Source organism: Brevibacterium oceani (assembly GCF_013623835.1).
Taxonomy (GTDB): domain Bacteria; phylum Actinomycetota; class Actinomycetes; order Actinomycetales; family Brevibacteriaceae; genus Brevibacterium; species Brevibacterium oceani.
Map to the genome: position 1 here is coordinate 196304 of NZ_JABKDE010000002.1, position 19646 is coordinate 215949.

Consider the following 19646-nt stretch of genomic DNA (forward strand, 5'->3'; position numbering starts at 1 on the left):
CTGCGGCGATCGGCGGGTGGATGCGTGTTCAGGCGCGACTGTGGCCGGGTTCGGTTCGCCTGCTGTGCTGCGCGGCCGGACTGTGGACGACGGCACTGCTCGCACCCGGCCCGTGGGCACTGCTTGCGGCCCCCGTACTCGGAGCCCTCGGATTCCTCACTCTGCACAGGCACCACCACCTCGGCGTCGGGCTCCTCGTCTTCGCATGCCTGCTGACGACCCAGATCACTGCGCTGTCGACGGCGCGCGGACCCGAGGCCGCAGTCGAAACGGTCGGCACCGTCATCGGGCACAGCACTCCCGGGCCCAGCGGATGGTCACGGCTGACCCTGGTCACCGCCACCGGCTTCACGGAAGTGCTCAGTCCCGAGGTCGTCGCCGACGGGTCCCGGGTGCGGATGATGACCGAGCGGCTCGACGACATCCGGCTCAGCAGCGACGATCCTCGCGTCGTACGCGAACCGGGCGGCCTCTGGCAGTGGCGGGAGGTGCTGCGCGACCGATTGCGGGAAGACTCCCTGGCAGCGGGCAACGACGGTGGACGGCTGCTGCCGGGACTCGTCGTCGGCGACACCGGCCCGCAGGACGAGCGCATGCTCGACGACATGCGCGTGGTCTCACTCACCCACGTCTCGGCGGTCTCGGGCAGCAATGTCACGATCGTCAGCCTCGGCGCGGGACTGCTCGCAGGTTTCTGCCGGGCAGGACCACGGCTGCGGGTGAGCATCGGGGTGCTGACCTGCCTCGGCTACGTCTTCGTCGTCGGCTTCGAACCGAGCGCGATCCGGGCAGCGGGTATGGCGATCGCCGCCGCCGTGGTGTTCCTGCGCGGGGGAGGGATCTCCCCGGTGGCGGTGATGTGCTCGACGGCGAGCCTGCTGTTGGCCTTCGTGCCGGTTCTGGCGACCTCGGTGGGGTTCGTGCTCTCCGTCGTCTCCACGGCTGCGATCATGTTCGTCGTCCCGGTGCTGATGCGGCGGTTGGCGGTGCACGTGCCGTTCGTGCCTGCGGTGCTGGTGACCGCGCTCGTCGTACCTCTCGTCGCGCAGCTTGCGTGCACTCCGGTGCTCGTCGGCATCGATCCGCGCATCGGCCTGTGGTCGGTGGCCGCGAACGCCTTGGCCGCGCCTGCCGTGCTGCCGGCCACCGTGGCCGGTTTCCTCAGCCTCGTCTTCACAGGGACGGCCACGACGGGTCTGCCCGGGCCGGAGTTCGCCGCAGCCTTCCTCGCCTGGCTCGGGTCATTCCCGGCATGGTGGATCGTCGGGGTCGCCCGTGCCTGTGCGTCGTTGCCCGGTGCCGCGCTCGACTGGCCCACACCACCGGTGGGGACGTTGCTGGCTCTAGGGCTGTTGGCCGTCGCTGCTGTGGGCACGTGGATGCTCTTGCGCCGGCGGATGTGGGGACTGCCCATCCTCGTCCTGTGCATCGTGCTCACTGCTGCGGTCGTCGTCACGGTGCGCAGCAAACCGCCGGGGCCCGATTGGCGGGTGCTCGTCTGCGACGTCGGGCAGGGTTCGGGTGCGGTGATCAACCTCGGCGATGGGAAGGGGCTGGTCATCGACACGGGCAAGGAGTCGAAACCCATCGATATGTGTCTCGACGAATCCGGGATCAAGGAGTTCGACCTCATGCTCTCTCATTTCGACGCCGACCATTTCGCCGGCTATGCAGGTACGACGTGGGGGAGGACGATCGGCAAGCTGTTCGTGTCCGCAAATGTCGCGGACACGGCCGAGGCACGCAGGGTGGCGACGGACACGGGCGCCGAGGTGGTGGCCACCGACCGCGGGCAGAGCCTGAACATCGGGTCTGCTTCGGTGGAGGTGCTGTGGCCGCCGCTGCGCCCGACGGTCGGGGGAGAGGACGAGGAGCTGCGCAATGAGGATTCGCTCGTCGTCCGCGTCGAACAGGACGGGCTGTCCACCCTGCTGCCAGGGGACGTCGGGGAGGATGAGCAGTACGTGCTCGCGCAGGGGCTGAGTCCGGTCGACGTGCTCATCGCACCGCATCATGGTTCTTCGGATCTGGCGCCGGAGTTCTTCACCGCGGCCGCACCGCGGTTGGGAGTTGTGTCCGTGGGGGAGAACAGCTATGGGCATCCGACGCAGAAGTCGCTGCGCGCCTTCGGACCCGTCCCGGTTCTGCGCACCGATCACTGCGGGTCGGTCGCGATCTATGCCGACGGTCACTACAGCACCGGACGGGGATGCTCGGAAGACCGCCGGTGAGGACAGGCGAAACCGGTGAGGACAGGCGAAACCGGTGAGCGGGAGCCGGGCGGAGGCTCGGGTGGCCCCCAGGTGAGGGCCGCCTCGGCGAGTGCCACGTGTGTCGGCCCGCCACGATAGGCTGGTGGTCATGGCAGTGAAGAAGACCCTCGTCCCGTGGAGTTCGGCGAAACCGGCCCCGGTCGTGATGATCTCCGGCGGCGAATCGGTGCTCGTGCGCATGGCCAAGGACAGGATCGTCTCGGCGGCACGGAAGAAGGATCCCGAGGAGATCGAATTCGACGCGGCAGCGTATCAGTCCGGCGAATTGGCCATGGCCGCCTCACCCTCCCTGTTCTCCTCCGCGAAGCTCATCATCGTCGATTCCGTGGAGAAGTGCTCGGAGGACTTCCTGAGCGATGCGCTGGCCTACCTCGACGAACCGAATGACGACGCCGTCGTGCTGCTCATGCACGCCGGCGGCAATCGCGGAGCGAAGCTCGTCAAGAAGATCGACGCCGCGGGCTTTCCCCGCATCGATGCGGCGGTGTTGAGGAACGAGAGCGACCGGGCGAAGTTCGCGCAGAGTCGGTTCAAAGCCGCCAAACGCCGGATCGACGAGGCGGGCATGGCCGCGCTCATGTCGGCGCTGGGCTCGGACCTTGCCGAACTCAACGCCGGAGTCGACCAGCTCATCGAGGACACCGAAGGCACGATCACCGCGCAGACCGTCGACCAGTACTACGGCGGACGCGTCGAGGCCACCGGGTTCAAGGTCGCCGATGCGGCGGTGGCCGGGGACGCGAAGAACGCACTCAGCCTGCTCCGCCACGCACTGTCGACCGGTTCCGACCCGGTGCCGCTCGTTGCGGCGGTGGCGATGAAGCTGCGGGGAATGGCCAAGGTGCAGGGGTTCGCCGGCTCGAGCGGAGAGCTCGCTTCGGAGCTGAAGATGGCGCCCTGGCAGGTCGACCGCGCCAGGCGGGAGGTTCGGCGGTGGAACGAGGTCGCACTCGGCCAGTCACTCATCGCCGCGGCAGAAGCCGACGAGGCCGTCAAGGGCGGCGGCAGGGACCCGGTCTATGCCGTCGAATGGTTCGTCTCCGAAGTCAGCCGCTTGGCCCGCGTCCGCTGACCGCCCCAGTTGCTACCTGACGGCGGCCCAGCAACCTCGCGCGAGGTTGCTGGGCCGCCGTCAGGTAGCAATTGAATGTGCGCAGGGCCCGATCCGTGGTGGATCGGGCCCTGCGAAGCTACAGCCTCAGTCGTCTGCTCAGAGAGCGTTGATCTGCGTAGCCAGACGCGACTTGCGGTTCGCAGCGTTGTTCTTGTGCAGAACACCCTTCGAAACAGCCTTGTCGAGCTTGCGGGCGGCCACAGCATAAGCCTGCTGTGCCTCGTCCTTGTTGCCGGCAGCAATGTTCTCGCGGACGACGCGGACGTAGGAGCGAACCTCGGACCGGACAGCCTTGTTGCGCTGACGAGCCTTCTCGTTCGTCTTGATCCGCTTCATCTGGGACTTGATATTAGCCAATTTCAACACTCTTTCGTGTGAGTACTACATGGTCGTGAGGGCGCGTCGAACCGACCTGATCATCTCCGCGGGGAAACACATCGACGACATCGGATCCGACGGCGTCTTCACCCGACCGCGGCGAGACACACGCCTTGATGAAGACACAGCTGTCAATCATACAGCCTCCGTGCCCGGGCGGGAAATCCCGCGACGGACGAATCCGCCCTCAGCCGGCGATGGTCTTCGCCACGTGGTCGAAGACCTCACGCGGCATGATCGCGCCCTCACGGCGGATCGAATCCGGGTCGAGGCGGATGACGCGATCGAGTCGGATCTCCGAGGGCCGGCCCTGCGAGTCCCACTCGCCCGTGCCGATGTTCATCCAGCGCGCATGCCGGTCCTCACGCACCTCGCCGACTCCGCCGGGAATGTGGTCCTTGCTGGTGAGCATGAGTGCGAGTAGCCACCGCCCGTCGCGTCCGACGACGAGCGAGGGACGATCCTTGCCCTGGGAGTGATCCTCTTCGAAGGGGACCCATCCCCACACGACCTCGCCCGGGTCGGCATCGCCGTCGAGATCAGGGGAGTAGCTGACCGTGATCGGGCCCTCGTAGTCACCCGGATAGGAACCGCCGGATCCGCCGGCACCGCCCGACTGACCCCCACCGCCCGACTGAGGGGACGGCCTCGCCGAGGTGGCCCTGGTCTCGGATCCGCGCGATCCGGAATCCCGCCGGCGGGCGTCGGGACGACCGGCCTCCGGACGGTCGCCCTGGGGCGCGCCCCCGCTGTTCTTCTTCGACTGTGACTGGCGCAGGTAGCGCAGGCCCTCGCGGACCCCGATCCGCGCGGCACGGTTGACGATCGATCTCCAATTCATGTCCTCAGCCTAATCGAGGCCGCCTGATCGAGGCAGGGGAACGCGAGAGGATGACCGAACCGCGCACACGGACTCAATCGCAGGGTCACCAGGAGAAGACCGTGCCCTCACTCGAAGTCGAGGACGGCTTCGACAGGGAAATGATCGGAGGGGTACGTGCCGTCGAGGTTGAACGTGTCGATCCTCGTCGAGACCGTGCGCAGCCCCGCGGTGGTGAGGATCCAATCGATGCGCGGCTCACCCGCCTGCGGTCCCTTGTACCGGTGGAAGGTGCCGATGTCCTCACCGGGGACCTCGGCGGCGGTGTCGGTCAGCCCGAGTTCGGTGCAGAAGAGGTCGTAGATAGGGGATCCGGTGGCGACATTGAAGTCTCCGGTGACCACGGAGGGGAAGGCCGCCTCGGCGATCGTCTCGGCCATGATCCGGCCCGACTCCACCCGGGCGCGTTCGGACCGGTGGTCGAGGTGGGTGTTGAGCACCCGCAGACGTCGCTTCGTGACGAGGTCGCGGACGTCGACGGTCGTCAGCGTCCGCGCATGGGAGACGCCCCACGATTCCGAAGCCACGGTCTCGGGCTGCTCGGACAGCCACGAGATGTCAACCGCATCGACGTCGAAGCGGTGCGAGTCGAGGATCACGGCGGTGAACTCTCCGGCGTTGCCTCCGGAATGGCCTTCGCCGAGCCAGATGTACTCCTCGGGCAGCATCCCGATGAGGGTTTCGAGCTGATCGAGCTCACCCTCCTGAGTGCCGACGATGTGGGGGTGGGCGCGGCGGATGAGCTCGGCAGCGACCGGCAGCCGCTGCGCCACGGGATGACCGTCCATGGCGGGGTAGCGGAGATTGAAGCTCATGACTGTGAAATCGCTCATGCTCCCATCTTCCCCGATCGCGGCCCGTTGCGGCGGTGTCGGTGTGGATTCCGAGTCCGCACACAAGTCATGAAAGAATGAGATCTCTGGTCTGTTCTCAGATCCGATCTGTCAAAGGAAGGGCGTTCATGTCACCTCAGGTGAACAAGGAAGCATTCGCGCGGATCTCACCGTCCGCCACCTCACCCGAGCTGATCCGCAATTTCTGCATCATCGCTCATATCGACCATGGCAAGTCGACGCTGGCCGACCGGATGCTCCAGATCACCGGAGTCGTCGAATCACGGGATATGCGGGCCCAGTACCTCGACCGGATGGACATCGAACGCGAACGCGGCATCACGATCAAATCCCAGGCCGTGCGCATGCCCTGGGAACACGAGGCCACCCCGTATGCGCTCAACATGATCGACACCCCCGGTCACGTCGACTTCAGCTACGAGGTCTCACGGTCCCTGGCCGCGTGCGAGGGTGCACTGCTGCTCGTCGACTCCGCGCAGGGCATCGAAGCCCAGACCTTGGCCAACCTGTACCTGGCCATGGAGAACGACCTGACGATCATCCCCGTGCTCAACAAGATCGACTTGCCCGCCGCGCAGCCGGAGAAGTACGCCGAGGAGCTCGCGAACCTCATCGGCTGCGAACCCGAGGACTGCCTGCTTGTGTCCGGCAAGACCGGTGAGGGCGTCGAGGAGGTCCTCGACCGCATCATCACCGACATCCCCGCCCCCGTCGGCGACGCCGAGGCACCGGCCAGGGCGATGATCTTCGACTCCGTCTACGACACCTACCGCGGCGTGGTCACGTATGTGCGCGTCATCGACGGTTCGCTGTCCCCACGCGAGAAGATCGAGATGATGTCGACCGGCAGCACCCACGAGCTGCTCGAGATCGGAGCCTCCTCACCCGAGCCGAAGGCGACGAAGGGCCTCGGCGTCGGTGAGGTCGGCTACCTCATCACCGGCGTCAAGGACGTGCGCCTGTCCAAGGTCGGCGACACCGTGACCGCGGCCGCGGCTCCTGCGACCCAGGCGCTCGAAGGCTACCGCGAGCCCAAGCCGATGGTGTTCTCCGGACTCTTCCCCATCGACGGTTCGGACTATCCGGTGCTGCGCGACGCGCTGGACAAGCTCAAACTCAACGACGCCTCCTTGGCCTACGAACCGGAGACGTCCACGGCGCTGGGCTTCGGCTTCCGCTGCGGATTCCTCGGTCTCCTCCACCTCGAGGTGCTCCGGGACCGGCTCGAACGCGAATTCGACCTCGATCTCATCTCCACCGCCCCCTCCGTCATCTACGACGTGACGATGGAAGACGGCACCGAGACCGTGGTGACGAACCCGAGCGAATACCCCACGGGCAAGATCAAAGAAGTCCGTGAGCCGATGGTCCAGGCCACGATCCTCACCCCGAGTGACTACATCGGTGCGGTGATGGAGCTGTGCCAGGAGCGCCGCGGCAAACTCCAGGGCATGGACTACCTGTCCTCGGACCGGGTGGAGATCCGCTACCGCCTGCCGCTGGCCGAGATCGTCTTCGACTTCTTCGATCAGCTGAAGTCCCGCACCAAGGGCTATGCCTCACTCGACTACTCCGACGACGGGCGCGACGCCTCCGACCTCGTCAAGGTCGACATCCTGCTCCACGGCGATCAGGTCGATGCGTTCTCCGCGATCGTCCACCGCGACAACGCCTACTCCTACGGGGTGGCGATGGCCGGGAAGCTGCGCAAGCTCATCCCGCGCCAGCAGTTCGAAGTCCCGATCCAGGCGGCCATCGGCTCACGCATCATCGCCCGCGAGACCATCCGCGCGATCCGCAAGGACGTGCTGTCGAAGTGCTACGGCGGCGACATCAGCCGCAAGCGCAAACTGCTCGAGAAGCAGAAGGAAGGCAAGAAGCGGATGAAGATGGTCGGCACCGTCGAGGTTCCGCAGGAGGCGTTCATCGCCGCCCTGTCCTCCGACGAACCGGAGAAGAAGGACGCCAAGAAGTAAGTGCCGGCACAACCGAGCGGCGAAGTTCCCCCGCGTGACGGCTCCCTTCCCGCGTCGGCGGGCATCGGCGCCGGCGACCGGGGCCTGAGCCTCTACGTCCACGTCCCATACTGCCGGGTCCGCTGCGGCTACTGCGACTTCAACACCTACACCGCCGAGGATCTCGGTCCCGGCGCCTCCCGTGAGGACTACCGCGGCAATCTCGCCCGTGAGCTCGATCTGTCGGTGTCCACCCTCGCCGAGGTGGGGGCGGGCAGCCGTGAGGCGTCGACGATCTTCTTCGGCGGGGGCACCCCGACGATGCTCGCCGCCGAGGTGCTCGCCGGCATCATGGACGACATCCGCTCCCGTTTCGCCCTCGCCGCCGATGTCGAGGTGACCACGGAGGCCAATCCGGACACGCTCGATCCCGCCTACATCGCCACCCTCGCGGCTGCCGGATTCACCCGGATCTCTATGGGAATGCAGTCGGCCGTGCCGCATGTGCTGGCCACTCTTGACCGGACGCATGATCCCGAGAAGATCCCCGAGGTGGCCCGCTGGGTCAAGGACGCCGGTGTCGAACTCAGCCTCGATCTCATCTACGGCACCCCGGGGGAGTCGATCGACGATTGGCGGCGGTCCCTCGAGGTCGCCCTGTCCAATGAGGTCGACCACATCTCCGCGTACTCCCTCATCGTCGAACCCGGAACGAAGATGGGCGCGATGGTCAGACGCGGTGAGCTGTCGATGCCCGATGAGGACGACCTGGCCGACAAGTACGAGATCGCCGATGCCGCGATGACTGCGGCGGGCCTGCACTGGTACGAGGTGAGCAACTGGTCGACAGGGCCTGAGACCCGATGTGAACACAACATGGCGTATTGGCGCAATGCCGACTGGTGGGGCTTCGGCCCCGGTGCGCATTCCCATGTCGGGGGAGTGCGGTTCTGGAACGCGAAGCACCCCCGAGCCTGGTCGGACCGGCTGCTGGCGGGGGAGTCTCCGGCGATCGGCCGGGAGGTCCTCGACGATGCGACCCGAGAGATCGAACGGATCATGCTCGCCGCCCGCATCGACGACGAACTGCGCCTCGACTCCTTGGCCCCCGGCAGTGCGCAGGCCGTGCGCACCTTCGTCAAGCAGGGACTGCTGGATCCCGACGGAGTCTCAGCGGGCTGGTTCCGACCCACCCTGCAGGGGCGTCTGCTCGCCGACCATATGGTGCGAATCCTCACCGAGTACGTCTGAACGGACCATGCGCCCGAACGGGCTTGTTCGAGGAAGAAGACGAAACCGGGCCGCTCCCTGAATGCGGAAGCGGCCCGGAGGCGGGGCTGAGGGGAAGTCCTACTTGACGAGCTGGATGCTCATCGGAACCTTGTAGACCTCTCCCTTGTTGGCTGCCACAGCAGCGATGATCATGAAGACGAGAGCGACGATCCAGATGACGAAGTAGAGGATCGCGCCGAATCCGAAGGTGATCACTGCGAAGATGTCCGCCACGATGTAGGCGATGATCAGCGTCAGCTGGAAGTTCAGCGACTGGCGGGCCTGTTCGCGGATGAACGGCGACTCGTCCTTCTTCACAAGGAAGACGATGAGCGGGACGATCCACGCGGTGAAGATCGCTCCCACCTGTGTCCACGTCGCCGTGGAGCGCTCGGACGGCGAAGGCTGCCAGAAGCCCGCCGAACCCGGGCCGTAGGCCTGCGGAGGCAGGGCCCGCGAATCGAACGATCTGGTATTCGCCGCCGAGCCGGGGCCGTAGCCCTGCGGGCCGCCGTAGCCCTGCTGGGAGCCGTACGCCTGCTGGCTGCCGTATCCGGGCTGCGATCCGTAGGGTGATTGCGAGCTGGGCTGCTGCGATCCGTAGACAGGCTGACCACCCGGTTGCTGAGAACCGTACTGCGGTTGGGAGCCGTAAGGCTGCTGGGAACCCTGCTGTGGCTGCGATCCATAGGGCTGCTGCGCGCTCGGCTGCTGAGACTGCGGCTGCGATCCCGGCTGCGATCCCGGCTGGATGTATGGCTGCTGTGGCCCCGATTGAGCGGAGTAGTCCGGAGGCATCGGCTGTGCTCGGTTGTCGTTCGGCTGCTGGGGGTTGTCCGACATTAGCGTCCCTTCTCACGTCTGCGTCACACCACACTAGCTCAGTCTCTCCGCCGGAGAGTGTCTCCGAGGTGAACGGGGCCGAGCGCGATTACGGTTTCACGAACAAGATTACTTGACGAACTCGAAGACGAGGGGGATCTTGTAGCCCTCTCCGCGGTTGGCCGCGATGCCGGCGATGATATAGAGGACCGTGTACACCAGCGGGATGACGAAGGCACCGAAGACGATGAACATCCCGAGTCCGAAGGTGACGAAGGAGAGGACGAACCCGAAGAACATCAGGATCAGCGTCGCCGCCGTGGTGGCGATCGTGTTCGTGATCATCGCGTTGAGGCCCTGACGCGTGTGTTCGCGGACGAAGGGCGACTCGTCCTTCTTGACGAGGAACATGATGAGAGGGAGGTATCCGAAGAGAAGAGTGCCCAGATGCGACCACATCGCGGTGGTTCGCTCCCGCTCACCGGCCATCCAGAACAGTTCGGAGCCCGGACCGTACGCGTCATCGGGAAGAGCCTGAGAATCGAAGAGCACGGGATTGACGCCGGGCTGGGGCGGACCGAAACCGGGCTGCTGCCCGTGATTCGGCTGCCCATAGTTCTGCTGCGGGCCCTGCGACGACTGGGGTCCAGCAGCTTGTCCGTAGTTCGGCGGCATGGGGCGGCCGCTGTTCGGCGGTTGGGGGTTGAACGACATGATGGTCCTTTCACTGCCTCTGTCGTTTCACACTATCCCAGCGCCGTGTGCCGAGACATGCCGAAAAGACCCGATCGTGTTCCAACTCGGCAACACGTCTCAGCCGACGGTGACGAAGTCGATGAGCTCCTCGACGCGTCCGGACAGAGTCGGTTCGACGTCGGCGATCGTGCTCACCTTCCCGAGGATCCGCACCCACCCTCGGGCGACATCGCGATGATCGGCATGCGGCCAGCCGATGCGCCGCAGGATCCCGGTCTTCCAATCCTCGCCGCGGGGCACGACCGGCCACTCCCTGATTCCGACCACATGCGGTTTGACCGCCTGCCAGATGTCGACATACGGATGGCCGATGATGTGGACGACATCGCGGTATCGAGGATCCGCGCGCACCGCCTCGGCGATCTTGGACTCCTTCGTCCCGGTCACGAGGTGATCGGCAAGGACCCCCACCCGATGATCCTTGTCGGGGCCGAAGGCCGCGAGCTTGTCGGCGACGTCGTCCAGACCGCCGAGAGGTTCGACGACGACGCCCTCGATGCGCAGGTCATCGCCCCAGATCTTCTCGACCAGCTCCGCATCGTGTTTGCCCTCGACCCAGATCCGGGAACCGCGGGCCACGCGCGCCTTCGCTCCCTCCACCGCACGCGAGCCCGAGGCAGTGCGGCCCGGAGTGGTCGCCTTCTTCTTCGCGGGCAGGCGGACATCGACGGGCTGGCCCTCGAGAAGGAACCCCGGCCCCAGCGGAAAGGCGCGCACCTTGCCCGCCCGATCCTCGAGATTGACGACGACTCCCGCGGTGGTCTTCTCGGCACCGACCACTGCGCCGACGTACCCGCTCATCGCATCCTCGAGCACCATCCCGAGCCCGAGCTCGACGGGTCGGGACTTCTTCGGACGGTGTGAGGAGGGGGAGCTGCCGGAGAGGACGTCGGGCCCGTAGCGATCGAAAGCATTCACGCTCACCCACGATAATGGGCAGTCGGCGAATATTCCCGGTGCCCCACCGCGGCGTGCCGGACGGCACGTCCGGAAAGGCGTGCCGGACAGCGCTCCCGCGACGTGCCGCACGACACATCCTGGTAGGAGTGCCGGACGACACATCGCCGAGCGCGTGCCGGACGGCACGCCCCAGACGTGAAATCGACTGCCAAGAAGCGTAGAATTGGCACTCAGTGCTAGCGAGTGCCAAACGTGTGGGGAGGTCAGCGATGAACGACAGCAGGAGAGCTCAGGTGCTGCGCGCCATCGTCGAGGACTTCGTCGCCACGAACGAACCCGTCGGTTCGAAGGCCATCGTCCAGCGGCACACCCTCGGGGTGTCGCCGGCGACGATTCGCAACGACATGGCCCAGCTCGAGCAGGACGGGTACATCGCTCAGCCCCACACCTCCGCCGGTCGGATCCCGACCGACCTCGGCTATCGGATGTTCGTCGATCGCATCGACGAGTTCAAACCGCTCACGCAGGCCGAACGGCGTGCGATCTTCCAGCTCATCGACGGCGACGTCGAACTCGATGAGATGCTCGACCGCACCGTGCGCGTGCTCTCGGGTCTGACCCACCAGGTCGCGCTCATCCAGTACCCGACTGTGTCGCTGGCCCGCATCAAGCACATCGAGATCGTCGGGCTGGGACCAAACCGCGTCCTCGTCGTCCTCATCACCGACGCCGGCCAGGTCGAGCAGAAGACCGTGACCGTGGCGCAGGGACTCGATGACGACGGAGTGCGTGCGCTGCGCGACCGCATCAACGTCGAGTTCTCCGGCAAGAAGCTCTCCCGAGTCATGGGGGAGGCCGGAGCATCGTCACAGACCCCGACCGGCGCCGAGGCGGACCCGGCCGATGCCGTCGATCCCGACGTTGGCGAGGTGGAGAAGGTCAAGGCCGCGGTCGTCGACCTCGTCGCCGCGACCCGGGAGGACCGACTCATCATGGCCGGCACCGCGAACCTCGCCCGGTCCGGACGCGAATTCGGTGAGCAGATGGCCCCGATCCTCGAGGCCTTCGAGGAACAGGTCGTGCTGCTGCGGCTGCTGACTTCGATGGCCGAGGACCACGATGAGATCAGCGTGCGCATCGGACGTGAGAACACTCACGAATCGTTCAGTTCGACATCGGTCGTGGCCGCCGAATATGGTCATGACGCAGGTTCCTCGGCCCGCCTGGCGGTGCTGGGGCCGACGCGGATGGACTACCCGACGACGATCTCGGCCGTCAGGGCAGTGGCGAAGTATGTGTCCTCGCTCCTCGATCGAGGATGAAGCGACACCGCACCGGACCGGGCCCCGAGCCCGCCACCATGAACACGAAGAACACACACCACCAGGGAGAGAGAAGTTTCTGTGGCCGATCACTATGAAACACTCGGAGTGTCCAAGGACGCTTCCGCGGCTGAGATCAAGTCGTCGTACCGGAAGCTGGCACGCAAGTACCACCCGGACGTCAACCCCGGCCACGAAGACGAATTCAAGGCCATCTCGCTGGCCTACGATGTGCTCTCCGATCCGGAGAAGCGCCGCAACTACGATATGGGCGGCGGAGAGAACGGCCAAGGCGGATTCCCCGGCGGCGGCGGATTCGGAGGCTTCGGAGACATCTTCGAGACCTTCTTCGGCGGTGGCGGTGGGCAGGCCGGCGGCCCGATCCCACGCACCCAGCGCGGCAAGGACGCCCTCGTCGGTGTCAGCATCGACCTGAAGACCGCTGCCTTCGGCGGCACCGTCGACCTCGACGTGACCACCGCCGTCGTGTGCGAGACCTGCTCGGGTGCCGGCACCCAGGAGGGCACCTCGGTCGAGACCTGCAGCCTGTGCCACGGAGCCGGCAGCGTCCAACGTATGACCCGGACCCTGCTGGGCCAGATGGTCACGAACCAGACCTGCAACTCCTGCCACGGCTTCGGCACCGTCATCCCCAACCCCTGCCTCAACTGCCAGGGCGACGGCCGGGTGCGCAAGCAGCGGACGATGAAGATCCGCATCCCCGCCGGCGTCTCCGACGGAACCCGCATCCAGCTGAGCAGCCAGGGCGAGGTCGGACCCGGCGGAGGACCCGCCGGCGACCTCTTCGTCGAGGTCATGGTCACCCGCCACGAGGTGTTCCAGCGCGACGGCGACAACCTCCGCGCCTCGGTGTCCGTGCCGATGACCGCCGCCGCTCTCGGCGCGACCATTCCGTTCGAGACCTTCGACGGCACCCAGGACCTCAGCATCGCCCCGGGCACCCAGTCGGGCACGGTCGTCAAGCTGACCGGTCTCGGCGCCTCCCGTCTGCGCTCGGAGACCCGCGGCGACCTGCTCATCACCGTCGACGTGCACACGCCGGACAAGCTCGACGACGAACAGCGCGAACTGTTCGAAAAGCTCGCCGAGCTGCGCGGTGAAGAGGCCCCACGGGCTCAGATCACCACCGAGAAGTCCGGCATGTTCTCCCGCATGCGTGAGAGGTTCGCCGGTCGGTGAGTCTGCCCGTCTTCCACACCGCTGCCGCCGTCGAGGCGGTGCCCGGTCACGTCCTCACCGTCGGTGAGGACGTCGCCGGACACGCGGTGCGAGTGCGTCGGATCGGCCCCGGTGAGCAGATCGAGGTCGTCGACGGTCAGGGCACACGTGCCCGCGGACAGGTCACGGCCGCCTCGGCGACGGGCATGGATATCGACGTCACAGCGGTCACGCGCGAGGACGAACCCCGTCCCCGCCTGGTCCTCGTCCAAGCCCTGGCGAAGGGCGACCGGGACCTGCAGGCCATCGAGGCGGCCACGGAGATCGGCGTCGACGAGGTCATTCCCTGGGCCGCAGAACGTTCGATCGCCGACTGGCCGGCGAAGAAGCGGGAGAAGATGGCGGCGAAGTGGGAGAACCTGCTCCACGCAGCATCCCTGCAGGCGAGACGCTCCCGCTTCCCCCGACTGCACGAACTCGTCCGCGGCACCGCACTGACCCGGTCGCTGGGCAGGTCGGATGCGGTGTTCGTCCTCCACGAGACTTCGCAGACGAGACTCTCCAAGGCACTTGCCGAACTCGGCTCCGGCAGCACACCCGTACAACCACCCGAACGCATCGTCCTCATCGTCGGTCCCGAGGGCGGCATCAGCGACGGCGAACTCGAGGCCCTCATCGGTGCCGGCGCACAGCCGGTGCTGCTCGGGCCCACTATTCTGCGCTCCTCCTCGGCCGGATCGGCCGGCCTCGTCATGGCCCAGAATTCATTGGGCCGTTGGTGAGCCGAGCGACTACGATGGAAGCACACACAGGCGCCGTCTGAGACGGCGGCCCCGCACGCGAAGGAACATTCTGGACATCACCCCCACCACGAACCCTGCGAACACCACCGACCAGCAGGCACCCGGCGGCGACGGCACCGATGCCGCAGCGTCCGGCAGCGACAGCGTCCGCCTCGTCATCCCCGACTCCATCGACCTCGTCGAATTCTTCGGACCCGGGGAGGCGAACCTGCGAGTGCTGGAGAAGATCTTCAGCGACCTCGACATCCACGTCCGTGCCAACCAGGTCCAGGCCGCCGGCGATCCGAAGCGCCTCGAGGCCTTCGTCGCAGTCATCGGAGAGCTGAAGAAGCTCCACGCGGCGGGACACCGCATCAACGAGGAGACGATCGAGCGCGTCACGTCGTTCTCCGCCGAGGGGGCGGCCGCCTCGGCGGTGCTGGGCACGAACATCCTGTCCACGCGGGGCAAGTCGATCCGACCGAAGACGATGGGCCAGCACGACTACGTCAAGGCCATCCGCAATCACACGATCACCTTCGGCATCGGTCCCGCCGGCACGGGCAAGACGTACCTGGCCATGGCGATGGCCGTCAACGCCCTCCAGCACAAGGAGGTCTCGCGGATCATCCTCACCCGGCCCGCCGTCGAGGCCGGAGAGTCGCTGGGCTACCTGCCGGGCACACTCAACGAGAAGATCGACCCCTATGTGCGCCCTCTCTACGATGCGCTGCACGATATGGTCGACCCCGAATCCATCCCGCTGCTCATCGAGACCGGCACGATCGAGGTCGCACCGCTGGCGTACATGCGCGGACGGACCCTCAACGACGCCTTCATCATCCTCGACGAGGCGCAGAACACCACGGCCGAGCAGATGAAGATGTTCCTCACGCGACTGGGATTCGGCTCGCGGATGGTCGTCACCGGCGACATCTCGCAGATCGACCTGCCGGGCAAGACCCGCAGCGGCCTCAAGGTCGTCCGCGACATCCTCAGCGGAATCGAGGACCTGCAGTTCTGCGAGCTCGGCAGCAAGGACGTCGTCCGGCATTCGCTGGTGACGAAGATCGTCGACGCCTACGACCTGTGGGGGAGTGCCGAATGAACACCGAGCTGCTCAATGAGACCGACACCGAGGTCGACCTCGACGAGGTCGTGGCGCTGACCGAATACTTAGGCGAGGCCCTTCACATGCACCCGGGCGCCGAACTGGCTGTGACTATGGTCGACACCGAGGCCATGTCCGAACTCCATGTGAACTGGATGGATCTCGACGGTCCGACCGATGTCATGTCCTTTCCTATGGACCAGCTCCACCGGGGCGAACCCGACCGTCCCACCGAAGGCCAGATGGGCGACATCATCATCTGCCCCGAGGTGGCCCGCACCCAGGCCGAGACGGCCGGGCATTCGACGATGGACGAGATCCTGCTGCTGACCGTGCACGGATTCCTCCACCTGCTCGGCTACGACCACGGCGAGCCCGAGGAACGCGAGGAGATGTTCGCTCTCCAACGGCATCTGCTGCTGACCTTCTTCGCCGCCCGCTACGACGGCCGCACCGACATCCCCACCCCCACCGAGGTCTGAGCGTGTTCGCCTACTTCCTCGGAGCGGCCCTGTGCCTGGTCATCTCCGCGACCCTCTCTGCCGTCGACGCGGCACTGCTCAACGTCTCCCACCATGCGGTGGAAGAGGCGAAGGAGGAGGGCAGCCGTGCGGCCGTGCGGGTGGAGAAGATCCTCGTCGACCTGCCCACGAACATCAACGTCATCATCTTCGTGCGCAACTTCCTCGAGGCGCTGGCCACGGTCTTCATCGCCCTGGCCTATGACTCGACGTACTCCGTGGGACCGCTCATGGTCTTCCTCACGGTGCTCACCGCCTCGGTGGCGGTCTTCATCATCGCCGGAGTCTCCCCGCGCACGATCGGCAAACGCCGTTCCCTGGCCGTGTGCCTCAACCTCAGCTGGGTCGTGCGCATCGTCCTCGTCGTCCTCAAACCCCTGACGCGGATCCTCGTCGTCCTCGGCAACCTGCTGACCCCGGACAAGGTGTACAAGGACGGACCGTTCGTCACCTCCGAACAGCTACGCGACCTCGTCGAGCGGGCCAGCGAATCGGACATCATCGAAGACGGCGAACGCGAGATGATCCAGTCCGTGTTCAACCTCTCGGACACCTCGGCGAACGAGGTCATGGTCCCTCGCACGGATCTCATCACCGTCGACGCCGAGGTGGGGCTGCAGAAGACGCTCAACCTGTTCTTCCGCTCGGGGTTCTCCCGCATCCCCGTGTGCGGGGAGGACCTCGACGACGTCCGCGGTGTCGCGTACCTCAAAGATGTGGCCCGTCGCCTCCACCTGCATCCGGAGGACGCGGACCGGCCCATCGGCAACCTCGCCCGCAGCGTGCTGTTCGTGCCGGAGACGAAGCCCGCGGACGATCTGCTGCGGCAGATGCAGCTGGACTCGACTCACCTGGCGATCCTCATCGACGAATACGGCGGCACCGCCGGGCTCGTGACGATCGAGGACATCGTCGAGGAGATCGTCGGTGAGATCGAGGACGAATACGACAGCAGCGATGACGAACTCGTTGCCGAACCCGACGGTTCGTTCGTCATCAGCACCCGCATGTCGATCTCGGACTTCGCAGAGTACTTCGACGTGCGCATCGACGAAGACAACGTCAACAGCGTCGGCGGACTGCTCTCGAAGCTCATCGACCGGGTGCCCATCGACGGTTCGCATGCGAGCATCGAGGGCCTCGAGATCGAAGCGATGGAGGGGCAGGGTCGGCGCCACCGGATCACCCATGTGCGGGTCACCCGCTTGGGCGACGAACGGCAGGATCCCCGGATCGTCGGTGCCCCCGGGGCTGGCCGACCGGGACCGAGCGGATTCGGCGTCAAGGCCGGTCACACGAAGGAAGAGGACTGAGATGGAATTCCGCACGGACTACCCCGAGGACTACAAGGCGGGATTCGCCTGCTTCGTCGGCCGCCCGAACACCGGCAAGTCGACGCTGACGAACGCCTTGGTGGGGGAGAAGGTCGCGATCACCTCGGCGAAGCCGCAGACGACCAGGCACACCATCCGCGGCATCGTCCACCGCGATGACCACCAGCTCATCCTCATCGACACCCCGGGCCTGCACAAGCCGCGCACCCTGCTGGGATCACGCCTGAACGACCTCGTGGCGATGACGCTCAGCGAGGTCGACGTCATCGGCTTCTGCCTGCCCGCCGACGAGCCGATCGGACCCGGCGACCGCTACATCGCCTCTCAGCTGGAGCTGCTCGACGGGCGCACGCCGATCGTGGCGCTGGTGACGAAGACGGATCTCGTCCCCAAGGACGAGGTCGCCGAGGCGCTGCTGGCCGTCGGCGAACTCGCCGACTTCGCCGACGTCGTCCCCGTCTCCGCAGCCGAGGGCTTCCAGGTCGACACCGTCGATTCGGTGTTGGCCGGTCATCTGCCCGTCTCACCCCCGCTCTACCCGGACGGGGACCTCACCGACGAGCCCGAAGAGATGATGATCGCCGAACTCGTCCGCGAAGCGGCCCTCGAGGGCGTTCGCGACGAACTGCCGCACTCCCTGGCCGTCCAGGTCGAGGAGATGTACCCGCGGGACGGACGCAGCGAAGACAATCCGCTGTGGAACGTCCACGTCAACCTCTACGTCGAACGCCCCAGCCAGAAGGCGATCATCATCGGCAAGGGCGGCAGCAGGCTCAAGGCCATCGGATCCGAATCGAGGCAGGGCATCGAACGGCTGCTCGGCACGAAGGTCTACCTCGACCTGCACGTCAAGGTCGCCAAGGACTGGCAGCGGGACCCCAAACAGCTCGGACGCCTCGGCTTCGACTTCAACCGGAACTGAGGTCATCGGAGGGGCGGTTCGTGCCCTTGCCTGAGGCGACTGTCACAGGGTCCCGGTTGAATCGGCGGCTTCCGCCTGCCATAGACTAGGCCGAGTGAATGCCGAGCAGACTCTGGTCGCCCTGAGCGATCGATCCCCACAGGTTGCCCCCGAAGAGCTCATCGCAGGTCTCGTCCCGCCTCCGCAGTTCGAGGACGTGTCCTTCGACAGCTATCGCACCGACCCGGCCGAACCATCCCAGGCCGAAGCGCGCGCCAAGCTCGAACAGTTCACCGCTCAGTCGAACTCCCCGGGATTCTTCGGCAAGCTCTTCTCGAAGGGCAAGTCCGGCCCGAAGGGCGTCTACCTCGACGGCGGATACGGTGTCGGCAAGACCCACCTCCTGGCCTCTGCCTGGCACGCCAATGAGAAGCCCGCCACCTTCGGCACATTCGTCGAATATACGAACCTCGTCGGCGCCCTCGGCTTCGCCCGGGCTCGAGACGACCTGTCGAAGATGAAGCTCGTCTGCGTCGACGAGTTCGAACTCGATGATCCCGGCGACACCGTGCTCATGTCTCGGCTCATGCGCGAACTCACCGACGCCGGAGTGAAGATCATCGCCACGTCGAATACTCTGCCCGGATCGTTGGGGGAGGGGCGCTTCGCCGCTCAGGACTTCCTCCGCGAGATCCAAGCCCTGGCCGATCAGTTCGAGGTCTATCGCATCGACGGTCAGGACTACCGCCACCGCGCCCTGAGCTCCCCGGCAGATCCGCTGCCCGCAGACGAACTCGATTCGGCCACAGCGGAACTCAGCGGCGTCGTCGCCCGCGATGACTTCTCCGAGCTGGTCAGCCATCTCTCGTCCGTGCATCCGTCCCGCTACGGGCGCATGGTCGACGGCATCGACAATGCTGTGTGGGAGAACGTGAAGACCATCGAGAACGAGAGCGTGGCGCTGCGCTTCGTCGCCCTCGTCGACCGGCTCTACGACCGCAACGTCCACATCATCAACTCCGGCGTGCCCCTCGACAAGGTCTTCACCGAGGAGTCGCTGGCCGGCGGTTACAAGAAGAAGTACATGCGCTGCCTGTCCCGGCTCACCGCCCTGTCGTCCTGAGGGATCAGCGGCTCTGAGCGAATCGCACGGCCCGGGTCCGTCTGTGGTCACTGAACCGAGGAGTTTCGGCAGATTCACCGCGATCACCTCGGCGCAGTGACCGCACATCGCAGCTGTACGGGGAATCGCGGCGCTTGATCCATGAAACGGTGCGACCGAAGTCGGTCGT

Annotated in this window: 18 protein-coding genes; 12 read left to right on the plus strand and 6 right to left on the minus strand. The window is 66.0% G+C overall.

Features of this window, described 5'->3' with window-relative positions; genetic code table 11:
• Positions 1-20: 20 nt before the first annotated feature.
• A complete protein-coding gene (locus tag HK401_RS04115; protein ID WP_181273416.1) occupies positions 21-2231 on the plus strand; it encodes a ComEC/Rec2 family competence protein in 2211 nt (736 codons plus the stop codon).
• Between the two features lie 130 nt (positions 2232-2361).
• The gene (holA, locus tag HK401_RS04120; protein WP_181273417.1) at positions 2362-3345 is read left to right on the plus strand and encodes a DNA polymerase III subunit delta; all 984 of its coding nucleotides are present in this window, start codon (positions 2362-2364) and stop codon (positions 3343-3345) included.
• 138 nt (positions 3346-3483) lie between these two features.
• On the opposite strand, the gene rpsT is transcribed toward holA, so the two are convergent.
• The 3 genes from rpsT to HK401_RS04135 form a co-directional block, all read right to left on the minus strand.
• The gene (gene rpsT / locus HK401_RS04125) at positions 3484-3744 is read right to left on the minus strand and encodes a 30S ribosomal protein S20 (protein ID WP_166972181.1); all 261 of its coding nucleotides are present in this window, start codon (positions 3742-3744) and stop codon (positions 3484-3486) included.
• A gap of 208 nt (positions 3745-3952) precedes the next feature.
• Positions 3953-4606 (minus strand): type II toxin-antitoxin system PemK/MazF family toxin, encoded by a 654-nt coding sequence (locus tag HK401_RS04130; RefSeq protein ID WP_181273418.1) that lies wholly within the window; start codon positions 4604-4606, stop codon positions 3953-3955.
• A gap of 107 nt (positions 4607-4713) precedes the next feature.
• Positions 4714-5478 carry an endonuclease/exonuclease/phosphatase family protein gene (locus tag HK401_RS04135; RefSeq protein WP_181273419.1) on the minus strand — a complete coding sequence of 255 codons (765 nt, stop codon included), beginning with the start codon at positions 5476-5478 and terminating at the stop codon, positions 4714-4716.
• A 128-nt stretch (positions 5479-5606) separates the two neighbouring features.
• Here HK401_RS04135 and lepA point away from each other — a divergent pair, with 128 nt between their 5' ends.
• Positions 5607-7475, plus strand: coding sequence for a translation elongation factor 4 (gene lepA / locus HK401_RS04140; RefSeq protein WP_246490329.1), 1869 nt, complete (start codon positions 5607-5609; stop codon positions 7473-7475).
• Positions 7476-8705: a radical SAM family heme chaperone HemW gene (hemW, locus tag HK401_RS04145; RefSeq protein ID WP_181273420.1), complete on the plus strand. Its 1230-nt coding sequence runs from the start codon at positions 7476-7478 to the stop codon at positions 8703-8705. It abuts the gene before it with no gap.
• A 99-nt stretch (positions 8706-8804) separates the two neighbouring features.
• Here the strand turns inward: hemW and HK401_RS04150 are convergent, their stop codons facing one another.
• The 3 genes from HK401_RS04150 to HK401_RS04160 form a co-directional block, all read right to left on the minus strand.
• A complete protein-coding gene (locus tag HK401_RS04150; RefSeq protein ID WP_181273421.1) occupies positions 8805-9569 on the minus strand; it encodes a DUF4870 domain-containing protein in 765 nt (254 codons plus the stop codon).
• Positions 9570-9677: 108 nt separating this feature from the next.
• Positions 9678-10262, minus strand: a complete 585-nt coding sequence (locus tag HK401_RS04155; protein WP_181273422.1) for a DUF4870 domain-containing protein — start codon at positions 10260-10262, stop codon at positions 9678-9680.
• 99 nt (positions 10263-10361) lie between these two features.
• Positions 10362-11228 carry a DUF3097 domain-containing protein gene (locus HK401_RS04160; protein ID WP_181273423.1) on the minus strand — a complete coding sequence of 289 codons (867 nt, stop codon included), beginning with the start codon at positions 11226-11228 and terminating at the stop codon, positions 10362-10364.
• A 245-nt stretch (positions 11229-11473) separates the two neighbouring features.
• On the opposite strand from HK401_RS04160, the gene hrcA reads away from it, so the two are divergent.
• From hrcA to zapE, 8 genes are all read left to right on the plus strand, one after another.
• Positions 11474-12526, plus strand: coding sequence for a heat-inducible transcriptional repressor HrcA (gene hrcA, locus HK401_RS04165; RefSeq protein ID WP_181273424.1), 1053 nt, complete (start codon positions 11474-11476; stop codon positions 12524-12526).
• Between the two features lie 81 nt (positions 12527-12607).
• A complete protein-coding gene (gene dnaJ, locus HK401_RS04170) occupies positions 12608-13726 on the plus strand; it encodes a molecular chaperone DnaJ (RefSeq protein WP_181273425.1) in 1119 nt (372 codons plus the stop codon).
• Positions 13723-14487, plus strand: coding sequence for a 16S rRNA (uracil(1498)-N(3))-methyltransferase (locus HK401_RS04175; protein ID WP_181273426.1), 765 nt, complete (start codon positions 13723-13725; stop codon positions 14485-14487). Before dnaJ ends, HK401_RS04175 begins: the two co-directional genes overlap by 4 nt.
• Positions 14488-14563: 76 nt before the next feature.
• Entirely contained in the window at positions 14564-15595 is a 1032-nt protein-coding gene (locus HK401_RS04180) for a PhoH family protein (RefSeq protein ID WP_181273845.1), read from the plus strand.
• Complete coding sequence (gene ybeY / locus HK401_RS04185) at positions 15592-16080, plus strand: rRNA maturation RNase YbeY (protein ID WP_181273427.1); 489 nt, start codon at positions 15592-15594, stop codon at positions 16078-16080. The genes HK401_RS04180 and ybeY overlap by 4 nt, the downstream gene beginning before the upstream one ends.
• Before the next feature lie 2 nt (positions 16081-16082).
• A complete protein-coding gene (locus HK401_RS04190) occupies positions 16083-17432 on the plus strand; it encodes a hemolysin family protein (RefSeq protein ID WP_181273428.1) in 1350 nt (449 codons plus the stop codon).
• 1 nt (position 17433) lies between these two features.
• A complete protein-coding gene (gene era, locus HK401_RS04195; RefSeq protein ID WP_181273429.1) occupies positions 17434-18375 on the plus strand; it encodes a GTPase Era in 942 nt (313 codons plus the stop codon).
• Positions 18376-18469: 94 nt separating this feature from the next.
• A complete protein-coding gene (gene zapE, locus HK401_RS04200; protein ID WP_181273430.1) occupies positions 18470-19477 on the plus strand; it encodes a cell division protein ZapE in 1008 nt (335 codons plus the stop codon).
• The last annotated feature ends 169 nt before the right edge of the window (positions 19478-19646 follow it).

What these genes read in the sequence shown, in the direction of transcription:
- HK401_RS04155 (WP_181273422.1), bottom strand. Translation starts at nt 10,262, where the DNA reads ATGTCGTTCAACCCCCAACCGCCGAACAGCGGCCGCCCCATGCCGCCG.
- hrcA (WP_181273424.1), top strand. Translation starts at nt 11,474, where the DNA reads ATGAACGACAGCAGGAGAGCTCAGGTGCTGCGCGCCATCGTCGAGGAC.
- HK401_RS04130 (WP_181273418.1), bottom strand. Translation starts at nt 4,606, where the DNA reads ATGAATTGGAGATCGATCGTCAACCGTGCCGCGCGGATCGGGGTCCGC.
- era (WP_181273429.1), top strand. Translation starts at nt 17,434, where the DNA reads ATGGAATTCCGCACGGACTACCCCGAGGACTACAAGGCGGGATTCGCC.
- ybeY (WP_181273427.1), top strand. Translation starts at nt 15,592, where the DNA reads ATGAACACCGAGCTGCTCAATGAGACCGACACCGAGGTCGACCTCGAC.
- HK401_RS04150 (WP_181273421.1), bottom strand. Translation starts at nt 9,569, where the DNA reads ATGTCGGACAACCCCCAGCAGCCGAACGACAACCGAGCACAGCCGATG.
- HK401_RS04135 (WP_181273419.1), bottom strand. Translation starts at nt 5,478, where the DNA reads ATGAGCGATTTCACAGTCATGAGCTTCAATCTCCGCTACCCCGCCATG.
- lepA (WP_246490329.1), top strand. Translation starts at nt 5,607, where the DNA reads ATGTCACCTCAGGTGAACAAGGAAGCATTCGCGCGGATCTCACCGTCC.
- holA (WP_181273417.1), top strand. Translation starts at nt 2,362, where the DNA reads ATGGCAGTGAAGAAGACCCTCGTCCCGTGGAGTTCGGCGAAACCGGCC.
- HK401_RS04115 (WP_181273416.1), top strand. Translation starts at nt 21, where the DNA reads ATGCGTGTTCAGGCGCGACTGTGGCCGGGTTCGGTTCGCCTGCTGTGC.